The organism is Chroococcidiopsis sp. SAG 2025, assembly GCF_032860985.1.
Classification (GTDB): Bacteria; Cyanobacteriota; Cyanobacteriia; order Cyanobacteriales; family Chroococcidiopsidaceae; genus Chroococcidiopsis.
Genome location: NZ_JAOCNC010000001.1, coordinates 6,275,432 through 6,287,759, shown reverse-complemented (window position 1 = coordinate 6,287,759; position 12,328 = coordinate 6,275,432). Strand labels below are relative to the sequence as shown.

Sequence of the window (12,328 nt, the reverse complement as noted above, 5' to 3'; positions counted from 1 at the left end):
TGCTGAGGATAAAGAAAATAGGAGGATTGGTTCGGGAGGGGTGGCTCGATGTCTTGGCTTTTTGAGCGAAACTTGGATACAGGTTTTTACAACTCTGGGATTGGTACGAGAAACTCGTTCAGGTAACAGAGTGTCTAAAATCTCTACAGTTAACCAACTTAAAAAAGGGGAGTTCTTGTGATTGCAAGCGTTGAAATTTCGGGATAGCACGACGAATAACTCGCAATGTCCCAGTGAAACTCAGACGCAAAGGAGTGATACCCGCGCTCTTTGCAGCTTGAAACATCAATAACCGCACAGCCCAGTGTCCTAACAACCACCCGTAAACTTCCTGCACAACTTCACGCGGTTTTGAGAGCGAATATGAGTTTTTCGTCCTGATAAATGTACTTTGAGTTCATCAATAGTATTTTCTACTTCCCAGCGTTGATGATATTCAATCGCCAGTAGTTGAGCCGGAAATTTCTCCAATTCCAATAAGCTGGTAATTAAGCGATATCTTAGTTGTTCCTCTGGGTTGTCGGTATTACCAATTGTGTATTCAATCACTCGGACTTGTATGGGCTGGCAAGCTTTTGAGCGGAATTTAGCAGGTGGATAAATCCAACTCAGATAAGAACCATCCGCCAGTGGTTCTTCGCACAAAAACTTGACATTTGCGGGAATTCTTCCTAAATAATCGCTACCAGTTGTGACAGTTGCTTGCACCATTGCATAAGAATGTAACCCTCTGTCCCACATCAACAACATCCCTGAACTCACGGAGCGTAATAATCTTAATGCCCGCACTCGTTCTCCTATTCGATATGGACACATCAATGCATCAAAGATTAAATGTGTTCCTGCTTCTACCAAAATGACTAATCGCAGTTTGGGAAATGCGGCTTGTGTGCCAGGACGGCTGCTCGGACGACCAAAAACTCTCGCATTTTCATCGCTGTCTGGCAGATCGAAGCAAGTCCGATCAATTACCACAATTCGCAATCCATTGAGAAATGCTCCTTTGGTATCGGTGCTAGCCATTGGTCGCACCAGTTGATGGAACAATTGACTCATCACCCTTGGACTTAATCGTTGTCGGGCTTGCGTTATTGCTGATTTACAAGGAACTCGCCAGTATTTCCCCACTTTCACCCATGCTTCGCTCAGCCCATCAATTAAGTTTTTCAGCACTCTCATCGAATCTCGTGACCACAGACTCATCGCAATTACCAAACAAATTACCAATTGTGCTGGTAACGAGCGTTTACGTTGTTCACAAACTTTAGTTTTAGCGATCGCTTGCTCGATCTCCGTGGATGGGATGGCTGCCTCTATCGCTTTGAACACATCACTACTTTGTATTGTAGGAGACAACAATGAGAAATCCTTCAGATGCACTACACTCACTTTCCATTCTTGGGAACAATGCTTAATTTACAACACTTTGAGCCTTAACTGAACCGTAGTGGTTCTCAAAATGGTTGTTGTATTGCGGGTGAATCTTACTGCCTTGTTCCAATGCTAAGGCTACGCGGTCTGTGGGGGCGAGGGTTCCTACTTTCTCTGCTGTTGAACCAAAATTGTAGTAGCCCAAGACTACGCCTTTTTGAGACAGATAACCTGTTGAGGGATACCAGATCTGAGTGATGTCCTGGTCAGTTTGAGTGATACCACCAAAGATGTCTTCGTCATCTTCCCAGAAACGGCGGTTGAACTGTAACGCACTTTTCCCCGTAACGGCATATTCCACGCTGGCGATCGCTTCTTTCATGTCGGGAGCCAAATCAGAGGGAATATCTTTCAGTACTGATAGAGGAATATTACAGATGCAGTAGTCGGCTGTTTCTTGCTTGACATTACCCGATTTGTCTTTGTACAAAATTTGCACGCCATCGGGAGTCTTGCGAATTTCTGTCACCACTGCACCGTAAGTAATGAATCGTCCCACTTGCTTTTCAAAAGCTTTGGCGATCGCATCCATTCCGCCTATCGGTTCAAACATGGTCATTTGCTGGTTGAAGCCAAATTCAGCAGCTTCGTTCCCAGCAAATCCTAATTCCAATAACGCACTCAGGTCGTAAGGATCGTCAACGACTCCAGGTGCATCACCCGCTCCTTGATATGTCGAGTATCCCCGTCGGCTGGAACCTTTGTAAAACAAGTCTGGGTTTAAACCACCGTAGGTACGGAGAAATTCAATCATTTTCTCCTTGTCTTCTACCGTCAGAGGTGCATCTACGGCATCTTTGCTAATCGCCTTCGCTAAGAGTTCGGAAATGTATCCCCGCATATCGGCGATCGCTTCGCGAGCGTGAACCTTGCGACCGGATAACGAACCTGCATTTTCACGGTAAATATATTGCTGGCGGCTGAGGTTGACTATGACTTCTAACGGAACGCCTAGTTCTTTGCAATAGTCGATCGTGACGTGATAATAGGGAATCCGAGCGGGACCGGGGTTGAAGTACAGTCCGCGATCGAATCCGATCGTCTGCGTCTGACCTAAAGTATCGGTGAATTTATCTCCAGTGCGAACTGTCCAGCAACGACCCCCTGAACGTTCTCTGGCTTCTAAAATTTTGCATTGGTAGCCGACTTTGCTCAATTCATAAGCACACGTCATGCCAGCCAAACCAGCACCGAGAATGATAATACTTTTACTACCTCCTCGACGTTGAAGTTGAAACGGTGATTTTTGTGCTGTTGCTGGTTTTTCGATCAAATCCAAAGCCTGCATGACTGCATAGGTCGTCCCAGCAGACGCAGCAAGCCTCGTGATAAAGTCTCTTCTTCTCACGTCCAATCCTCAATTATTTGGCTGCACAAAAAATGGCAAAAAGATGCAGTTTATACATCATTTGCGCTGCAAAACTGTATGAGAGCGAGTAAATACTGGTTGCAGCGTAATTTTTGCGACATGACTCAAAATATGGCGAATAACAGCCGAAGAGTGTATTTACAATAACAGTTCGATTTGTAATAATAATGAGTTTTGTAACTACTGCTTTGCATAAAAATGAGTTTTGTAACTATCGGCGATCGCTGTATTTTTAGTTACTGATTATTCAGCAATTCTGCTGTCTGCTGCGGTTGAACTAGAGTATTGGCACACAAAATTCCCGAAGCGGCGACAGCAGGTACGCCAATCCCAGGCATGGTACTATCACCAACGCGATATAATCCAGAAATCGGAGTGTGAGTACTGGGAAACATACCTTGACCAGCCGCGATCGCAGCTCCATAAGTTCCCTGGTAACGTCGTAAATAATGAGCGTGAGTTAGCGGTGTACCGATCAGTTCTAAGACAATTCTTTGTCTAATATCTGGAATAACTCTTTCTAAAGCGCGATATAGAGATTGAGATCGCTCTTTTTTCCGTTCCTGATAGCCGTTATCTCGCTGCCAATGTTCGTGCGGTTCCAAAGTATAAGCATGAACCACATGATGTCCTGGGGGTGCAAGACTTGCATCCCATACTGTAGGAATGGAGATCATGCAGGTGTTACCAGGAGTCGTAATATCTTGTTCTGCATCGTGGACGACAACATGATGTCCGGTTAATTTGTCCAATCCCTCAGCTTGAATCCCCAAATGCAGGTGCATGAAACTATCTACAGCTGGCGTAGCTAACGCTGTTTGCCGATAGGATGCGGGTAAATCTTCTGGCTGTAATAATTTGCCGTAGGTATCCCAAATCGAAGCGTTGGAAATAACAATTGGTGCATTGAGGATTTCCCCCCGCCGCAAGCGCACGCCCTTAACTCTGCCAGACTCTACTAAAATTTGCTCGACATGACAACCCAAACGCAACTCGCCACCCCAGCGTTTCAACCCGCGAACTAAAGCATCGACGATCGCCCCACTACCCCCAATTGGATACTCTACCCCAGCACGAGAGCGTTCGCCTAACATAAAAGCAACTTCTGGGGTGATCGTGCCATGTGCTTTTAACCCCGATAGTAGGAAACATTCTAAGTCAATCAGTCGCCTCACCCAGCGATCGCCCACTTCTCGATCCATGACTTGTCCCACCGAGCTTTGGACTAAACCCAAATGGGGTAACATTTTGGCTAATGAGGGCAAGCAACGCCCCATAAGAACGGGTATCAGTTGCCAATCAGCTCGTAATAATATTGTGGGAATGCCCTGTAAAGTGTCGTACAAGGGTAGCAAGCGCTGAATAAATCGCTCTAATTCTTTCGATCCTTGAGGGGTAAATTGCCTTACTGCTTCTAGGTAGCGTTCCTGTTGGCTGTAAACAGGTAAAGTTCCTTCGGGAAAATGGTAGTGTCCCAAAGGATCGTAAGGTATGGCTGGGAGAGTTTCTTCTAAAACATTCAAGACTTGACGCAGGGGGTTGCGGCTGTGGGAGTCGTTTAAACCGCAGTAGAAGGAGGGACCGGAATCGAAATGAAATCCCTGGCGAGAGAAACTATGGGCTGCACCCCCGGCTATGGTATGACTTTCACAGACAGTGACTCTTTTGCCATATCGAGATAATAAAGCAGCGGCAGTCAAGCCGCCGATTCCACTACCGATGACAATGACATCTATATTGCGATCGTTCATTTGTTAATTTTTCTTGTTGGTGCTACTAGATTTTAGGCGTTGTACGGAAGTATTTTTTTGTGTCACGCAAAGACGCAAAGAAGGACGCTAAACGATTGGCTTTTGCAGAAATTCTATTGCGATGAAGCTATATGGATGAGTATCCAGACTCGCCATGAACTTAAGCTCATGGCTGATAGCTGAAGTTCACTAAAGTAGACTAGCAGACAGACTTTAACCCATTTCAATGGGTTTTTGCTATCAGCCTGTGAATTGTATTCGCAGGCGGGTATTGCAGCAGATGCAAGATTTCAGCTTTGGTCATATAAACGCTCTACAGAACACCATATTCTAGCAAAAAATAGTTTTGTGAATATGAACTTTATTCGGAGTGAGTTTATGGAAAATCGAAAATTAGAGTTTGAAATTGATAGAAAAAACTTAGAATTTGAAATCAATAGAATAAAACAAGAATCATTATTTGTATACGATTTATTAATCAGACGCTACGAGATTTTATTCGATATCTTACCCACAAAACACACTCGAAGAAATATTAGTTTCCCCAAGCGGTTATTAAAAGTTACTGAGTTTTTATTCTCTTCAGCCTGTATTATCTTGAGATTTATAATAGGTGGCACATACTTGGAAAAAATACTTCTAGTTATTTTTTTGATTGGAATGTTAATGATACCACTATTCAACTATTACAGAATTAACGAACTATGCATAGTATTATATGCATTTATTCTTGTAATTGTGTCGGCTCTCTTTTGGTTTCTTAAATATTATAGAGTTTTTAAAAAGAAGACACATAGAGAAGAGAAATTAGAACTTGTTGGTAGATTCTTAATAAGAAATAAGCAGAGAGCCACAGATGATTTAGCAGTAGTTCATGAATTATGCTCGATCGCTCATATTTCAACTTTAGATTTCGTTTTAGCAGAAATAAAAAATTTAATAGACGAACAACAAGCACGAGCCGAGGTTTATATTTCATTTTTGCCAATATTATCTCTATTTTCCGTTGCTATAGTATTTAAAATGCTAGGTATAAGTGACTTACAAGCTTTTATCAGTACTCTATTTTTGGTGCAGTTGCAGGAGTTCCAGGGTTTATAGTTCTGGTTAACCACATGAATAACTTTACTACAAAACGGGAAATACAACGTGGAATTATTTTTGCACTAAAGCGAAGTGCATTTTTATTAGAACAAGCGAAGAGTATTCTAGAAAATATTAAAGAATAAATAAATTTGCTTAGTCTGCTGAGAATATTATTAACAAAAGTTTACAAATAGAAGTGTGGTAAAGCTCTCCTGCTGCTTCAGTTGCAAAATGGTATAACAAAGAGCGCGCTGACCTAGACAAATAGCCAGGTACACTTGAACTGCAATAAAAGTTTGAATAAAAATAAGCCAAAATAGATCGAAGAATAGCAAAACTCTAAAACTGTTGCGAATGAGGTAATGGACTAAACTGTGTAAATACAACCGAACAGTGAAACTAGCCGCTATAACTTCACAATCTGCTGATGGCTGAGCCAATAATCGAACTTAAGGGTGTAAGTAAATCATTTGGTAGCAACCTGGTTTTAGATCGAGTCGATCTGACGATCTATAAGGGAGAAGCTTTAGCCATTATCGGTCCTTCCGGTACGGGAAAATCGACAATTCTCCGGTTGTTGGCGGGATTACTAGCTCCTGACGAGGGAGAAATTTACGTCAAAGGACAGATGCGAGAAGGCTTAATTGAAGATAAAGCAGACCCAATCGGGATTGGGATGGTGTTTCAACAAGCGGCTTTGTTTGACTCGCTGACGGTAGAAGAAAATGTCGGCTTTTTCTTATACCAACACAGCCGCCTATCGCGCCAGCGGATTCGAGAATTAGTCAACCGTAGCTTAGAGATGGTGGGTTTACCAGGAATAGGCGATCGCTATCCGGCAGAGTTATCGGGAGGGATGCGTAAGCGGGTGAGTTTTGCCCGCGCGATTATTTCTAACCCCGACAACCCCAAAGCTCGATCGGAAGTTTTACTTTATGACGAACCGACGGCGGGACTCGATCCAATTGCTTCGACTGTGATTGAAGACTTGATTCGTCAGTTGCAATGCTTGACAGGAGTTTGTAACACCTACGCGATCGTCACCCATCAAGACAGTACCATCCGCCGTACAGCCGATCGCATTATTTTTCTCTATCAAGGTAAATTTCAGTGGGAGGGAACGGTAGACGATGTTAACAAAACGGATCATCCAATGGTGCGGCAGTTTTTCAGTGGCAAAGTCGAAGGACCAATTCAGGTAATTGGTTAGCAGGGGTGCAATACAATGCGCCTGAATCAGTGAATCGAGGAGAAAACGATGCGATCGCGTGCAGTTAGAGAAGGTTCGGTGGGTTTATTGTTATTGCTAGGAATGGGAATATTTATTGCCATCTTTCTATGGATTAGAGGCTTAACTGTAGGTGAGAGAAGCTACAGTTTTACAGTTGAATTTCCTAGAGTCAACGGTTTACTAGAAGGAGCAGCGGTAAGATATCGGGGGGTAACAGTCGGTAGGATTGCCAGTATTCGTCCGCGAGTTAATGGTGTAGAAGTGAGTGTAGAGGTTTCTCCAGCCAACGTTGTGATTGCCCGCGATGCAATCATCGAAGCTAACCAGTCGGGATTTTTAGGTGAAGTGAGCGTCGATATTACCCCACAAAAAGAAGTCCCAACAGAACAAGTTACTGCTAGAGCGCTCGATCCTAAATGCGATCGCGCTTTGATTGTCTGCAACGGTTCTCGTCTCACTGGTGAAATTGGCGTTAGCACTGACGAATTAATTCGCTTTACTACCCGCTTTGCTAGCGTCTACAGCAATCCAGAACTCTATGAAAATATTAATGCGGCGATCGAAAACACTTCAATTGTCGCCGCCGATGTGTCTCGACTGACTCGCGAACTTACGACATTAACCAAATCGACACGACAGCAGCTAGACAACCTTGCAGTTACAGCCGATCGAATTACAGCCACGACAAATAAAACCGCCAGCCAATTTGGAGCCACAGCCAACCAAGTTCGATTGACAGCAGAACAAGCAAACGATTTAATTGCGAATCTCAATCGTCTCGTCACTGAAAATCGCACTTCCCTCGTCGCTACTTTAGACAATCTCACCCAAACAAGCAAACAACTCCGTTCTAGCGTCGAAACTCTCACACCCACCGTTAACCGCGTTACCCAAGGACAGCTGATAGAAAATTTAGAAACTCTCACAGCCAATGCTGCTGAAGCTTCAACTAATTTACGCGATGCTTCTAAAGCGCTAAATAGTCCTAGTAATGTCTTGGCACTACAACAAACCTTAGATTCGGCGCGGGTAACATTTCAAAACGCCCAGAAAATTACCTCCGACTTGGACGAACTCACGGGAGATCCTTCATTTCGGGACAGCATTCGCGAACTGATCGAAGGCTTGAGTGGTTTAGTCTCTTCTACACAGCAGGTAGAACAGCAAGTTCAAGTCGCTAATACGCTCGATAGCGTGAGGGAGTCGGCAGTCGTTGGGGGACAAGGGGAACAAGGGAGACAAGGAAGTTTTGCCCTCGCTCCTCACTCCTCGCTCCTCACCCCTCGTTCAGAGACTCCCCAATGGTTGTTGCAACTGAAGGAAAGCGTAAAGCAAGATCGATAAAGGCAATATGTCAATATGAATTTGTAGAGACGTTACGTGTAACATCTCTACAAATTCTAATTAGCTCCAATCTTCTGCGTCTCTAACTGCATTTTGGTAAATGGAGCTAGTAGCATGAATTTGACGGGTTTTTTCGTATAAACTATTTTCCGTTAAATTCCATCTCTGCATGACTGCGTCTAGGTCTGATTGGATGTCTCTAGCTCCAGGGAAGCCGCGATAACGAATTCGCAGTCGTGCTAGTTCTGCCAAATTGTAATCGCTGACGGGATCGGTTTGCAGGCGATCGACGATCGCGCGATCGCGTCTGTACAAAGGATGTTGTTGGTCTTTGGTTTCTAAATTGGCACTCATAGAATAGACGCAATGTTTACGGGCTGTATTCCACCTCCAGCTATGATATTCGGAAAATGGTGGGTATTAACTGCGTGCATCGCTTGAATTCCCAGGTTGGCACGGTTCAACAGATCTGCTTCTGTCCCGATAACTCGACCGCTACTGTCGAGAATCGAGTGGTTGAAGTTAAAGCCATTTAAATTGAACGCTACACTACAAATTCCCGCAGTGGCAAACCAGATTCCTACTGTAGGCAAGGCAGCTAGGAGAAAGTGAAAAGCGCGATGATTTCTACTAGCAAGCCAAGGAACTAAAAGCCGTCCTAGAAAACCATAGTGTCCTGCCAAGTAGTGATAAGTCATCTGCGACTGACCTAATTTATATCCCGCATTGACAGATTCATGCTCCTGAGTTTGGCGGATGAGGGTAGAAGTTACCAGAGAACCGTGCAAAGCACTCAAAAGCGCCCCACCAAAAACTCCCGCTACCCCTAACATGTGGAAAGGATGCATGAGAATGTTGTGGTCTGCTTGGACTGCCAACATAAAATTGAACGTGCCAGCAATTCCCAAAGGAAGTCCATCGGCAAAGCTACCCTGACCGATGGGATAGACCAGCAATACTGCTGTGGCTGCGGCGGCTGGCGCAGAGAAAGCTACAGCAGTCCAGGGACGCATACCCAAGCGATAGCTCACTTCCCAGAGTCGTCCCAAGTAACACCATATGCCGATGAGAAAGTGGAGTACGATTAGTTGATAAGGACCGCCATTGTAAAGCCATTCATCCATAGATGCGGCTTCCCAGATCGGGTAAAAATGCAGCGCGATCGCCGCTGAAGTTGGTATGACTGCGGCTGTAATCAAATTATTGCCACCCATCAGCGAACCGATGACAGGCTCTCTGATCCCATCTAAATCGACAGATGGGGCGATCGCAAAAGCAAGCATAAAACAAATGCTAGCCGTCAGTAAGGTGGGAATCATCAGTACGCCAAACCAACTAATATAAATTCGATTGTCAGTACTTGTTACCCACTCGCAAAATCGATTCCATACTTTGGCAATTTTTAGTTCCGGTCGCCGTTGAACAATAGTGTTCATAACGTCCTCCTAGCAAAAATCTATCTGAAGCGATAGATGCTATCCTCTGCCGCTGTTGACTGATTTAGATTCCTTGCGCCTTAAGAAATACTGATGCTGTAGTGCGATCGACTTTCTACACGCGATTGCTGTTTTGGCATCCGAGCAAATTGATTTTCAAGACCGTACAACTTTCTGAGTCAATTTTAGAAAAAATTTGCTGGCTGTTAGAATTTTAGTTAAATATCTTTAAACGGCTGTCAGAAAGGCAAAAAATAAATAGAGCTGTAAATAGACGCAGATCGTGACTGAACCAAAACCAGGGACGCTATACGTAGTTGGAACGCCAATCGGTAATTTAGAAGATATCAGCTTTCGGGCAGTGCGGATCTTGCAGTCGGTAGATGCGATCGCGGCGGAGGATACTCGCCATACGGGGAAGTTATTGCACCATTTTCAAATTAAAACACCACAACTGAGTTATCACGAACACAACCGTAACAGCCGCATTCCCGAAATTATCGATCGGTTACAGCAGGGTAAAGCGATCGCTTTAGTAACAGATGCCGGAATGCCGGGAATTTCCGATCCTGGGTATGAGTTAGTTCAAGCTTGCGTCGAGGCAGAGATAACCGTTGTCCCGATTCCTGGTGCGAGTGCTGTAATTGCGGCTTTGAGTGCGGCGGGTTTACCTACGGATCGGTTTGTGTTTGAGGGTTTTTTGCCAGCTAAGGGCAAACCCAGACGCGATCGCCTAGAGTTTTTGCAGACAGAATCCCGCACGATAATTTTCTACGAAGCTCCGCATCGCTTGCGTCAAACTTTACAAGATTTAGCTACGGTATTTGGGGCAGAAAGACAAATTGTGCTGGCGCGAGAACTGACGAAATTGCACGAAGAGTTTTGGCGGGGGCAAATTGAAGGGGCGATCGCCCATTATCAACAAAAAGAACCCCAAGGAGAATATACCCTAGTTGTAGCAGGCATGGAATGGGTGAAACCCCAGCTCTCGGAAGTAGAAATTCAGGCAGAATTGCAAAAATTGATTTTAGCGGGAGTATCGCGATCGCAGGCTAGCCGTCAGTTGGCAAAGGCGACTTCTCTATCGCGCCAGGAAATCTATCAATTGGCTTTAGCAATTCCGAATTTGCCCCTGTCTGCATCACCGACACCAGACATCCAGAATGAATAAAGCCGCATCAAATATCGCACCTGCCTGTAGCTAGCTGGAACTATTAGTCTAAACTAATCCTATGAGCGCCCTCAAGCGCCAATGCCGTTGCGCGAATATTTGCGCCAAGCGATCCTTTCCTTGCCCCCTTTTTCAAGAGGGTTGGGGGGATCGGTGTCGCAAAATCGAAACGATCTGTAGTCTCAAGTGTGAGGGGTTTGAAAGATTTATGATGTCCGTTTTCGCTGCCGCTGTGACATGCACGGCATGGATAGTTGGATCTGTCCTCTGGGTAGAACTCGTGCGGGATGCGTATCACGTCTTATCGCATCGAGTGCCATTTTTATATCGGCAGCACGTCTGGCATCATCGCGTCTTTCGCCGAGACTTGACTTTTGCGAGTGCCGACATTTATTGCAAAGCACAGTGGCATAATGACTTGCCGGAATGCTTGGTGATGCTACTGCTTTCCTTCGGTGCGTGGTATCTCTGCTACTGGCAAACACCCACCTATCAGTGGGCAGCCTTGGCGGGAACTGCCTATACAATGATGTTTTTAGTGAGTTGTATCGCCCGTGGTAGTGGTAGCGAATGGGCAAGGGAAGCTACAGATTTAACTCATATGCCTGGTGCGTTTACTTCCCCTCCCGCACGCTGGTTTGTGAATCGCACCTATCACTGGCGACATCACTTTGATGATGACGATGCCTATTTTTGCGGTACTTTTACTTTGGTGGATAAGCTTATGGGTACAGCATTGGCACTGAAAGGAAAAACAATTGCAGTAACTGGTGCGTCGGGAACGTTGGGGCGATCGCTATTATTACACCTCCACCAAGCAGGGGCAAAAGTCATTGCCCTGAGTTCTCAATCCGAACCCGTGACGCTAAGCGTTGACGGTAAAACACTAGCAGTTAAAACTGTATCGTGGCAGGTAGGGCAAGAAGCTGAATTATCCCAGTTGTTAGAAAAAGTTGATATTTTAATCCTCAATCATGGCATTAACGTGCATGGCGAAAGAACGCCAGATGCGATCGCCAAATCCTATGAGGTTAACACTTTCTCCTCTTGGCGGCTGATGGAAATATTTCTCGCCACAGTCCGTACTAACGAAGATATTGCCACAAAAGAAGTATGGGTAAACACATCGGAAGCCGAAGTTAGTCCTGCTGTTAGCCCCTTATACGAGCTTTCCAAACGAACTTTAGGCGATTTAATCACTTTACGGCGGTTAGATGCTCCTTGTGTCATCCGCAAGTTGATTTTGGGTCCATTCAAAAGTAACTTAAATCCAATTGGAGTCATGAATAGCGATCGCGTCGCGAAACAAATTATCGCCCTAGCTAAGCGCGATGTCCGTAATATTATCGTGACAATCAACCCTTTGACTTACATCTTATTCCCGTTAAAAGAATTTTTTGTTTCGCTCTATTTCCGGTTGTTTAGTCGTTCTGGGAATTTATCGCTATCAGGCGATCGCTCTGAATTAGCTAAATTTAAGGTGGGCATCAAAGGGTAGATTGGAAAATT

9 protein-coding genes and 1 pseudogene are annotated in these 12,328 nt (G+C 44.8%); 5 read left to right on the top strand and 5 right to left on the bottom strand.

Going from position 1 to position 12,328, the window contains the following annotated elements:
• Positions 1–118: 118 nt before the first annotated feature.
• From N4J56_RS30705 to N4J56_RS30695, 3 genes and pseudogenes are all read right to left on the bottom strand, one after another.
• Positions 119–1,290, bottom strand: a pseudogene (locus N4J56_RS30705) (IS4 family transposase).
• A gap of 121 nt (positions 1,291–1,411) precedes the next feature.
• Positions 1,412–2,779 carry a flavin monoamine oxidase family protein gene (locus N4J56_RS30700; RefSeq protein ID WP_317110060.1) on the bottom strand — a complete coding sequence of 456 codons (1,368 nt, stop codon included), beginning with the start codon at positions 2,777–2,779 and terminating at the stop codon, positions 1,412–1,414.
• 257 nt (positions 2,780–3,036) lie between these two features.
• A complete protein-coding gene (locus N4J56_RS30695; RefSeq protein WP_317110058.1) occupies positions 3,037–4,551 on the bottom strand; it encodes an NAD(P)/FAD-dependent oxidoreductase in 1,515 nt (504 codons plus the stop codon).
• A 234-nt stretch (positions 4,552–4,785) separates the two neighbouring features.
• Here N4J56_RS30695 and N4J56_RS30690 point away from each other — a divergent pair, with 234 nt between their 5' ends.
• The 3 genes from N4J56_RS30690 (at position 4,786) to N4J56_RS30680 (ending at position 8,212) form a co-directional block, all read left to right on the top strand.
• Positions 4,786–5,652: a hypothetical protein gene (locus N4J56_RS30690; RefSeq protein WP_317110056.1), complete on the top strand. Its 867-nt coding sequence runs from the start codon at positions 4,786–4,788 to the stop codon at positions 5,650–5,652.
• 412 nt (positions 5,653–6,064) lie between these two features.
• The gene (locus tag N4J56_RS30685) at positions 6,065–6,847 is read left to right on the top strand and encodes an ABC transporter ATP-binding protein (protein ID WP_317110054.1); all 783 of its coding nucleotides are present in this window, start codon (positions 6,065–6,067) and stop codon (positions 6,845–6,847) included.
• Between the two features lie 48 nt (positions 6,848–6,895).
• Positions 6,896–8,212 carry an MlaD family protein gene (locus N4J56_RS30680; RefSeq protein ID WP_317110052.1) on the top strand — a complete coding sequence of 439 codons (1,317 nt, stop codon included), beginning with the start codon at positions 6,896–6,898 and terminating at the stop codon, positions 8,210–8,212.
• 60 nt (positions 8,213–8,272) lie between these two features.
• Here the strand turns inward: N4J56_RS30680 and N4J56_RS30675 are convergent, their stop codons facing one another.
• Complete coding sequence (locus N4J56_RS30675) at positions 8,273–8,566, bottom strand: DUF3288 family protein (protein WP_317110051.1); 294 nt, start codon at positions 8,564–8,566, stop codon at positions 8,273–8,275.
• Positions 8,563–9,648 (bottom strand): Photosystem Q(B) protein 1, encoded by a 1,086-nt coding sequence (locus N4J56_RS30670; RefSeq protein WP_317110050.1) that lies wholly within the window; start codon positions 9,646–9,648, stop codon positions 8,563–8,565. Before N4J56_RS30670 ends, N4J56_RS30675 begins: the two co-directional genes overlap by 4 nt.
• A gap of 280 nt (positions 9,649–9,928) precedes the next feature.
• Between N4J56_RS30670 and rsmI the strand changes: the two genes are divergently transcribed.
• Complete coding sequence (gene rsmI / locus N4J56_RS30665) at positions 9,929–10,819, top strand: 16S rRNA (cytidine(1402)-2'-O)-methyltransferase (RefSeq protein ID WP_410500641.1); 891 nt, start codon at positions 9,929–9,931, stop codon at positions 10,817–10,819.
• A 208-nt stretch (positions 10,820–11,027) separates the two neighbouring features.
• The gene (locus N4J56_RS30660) at positions 11,028–12,317 is read left to right on the top strand and encodes a bifunctional sterol desaturase/short chain dehydrogenase (RefSeq protein ID WP_317110048.1); all 1,290 of its coding nucleotides are present in this window, start codon (positions 11,028–11,030) and stop codon (positions 12,315–12,317) included.
• The last annotated feature ends 11 nt before the right edge of the window (positions 12,318–12,328 follow it).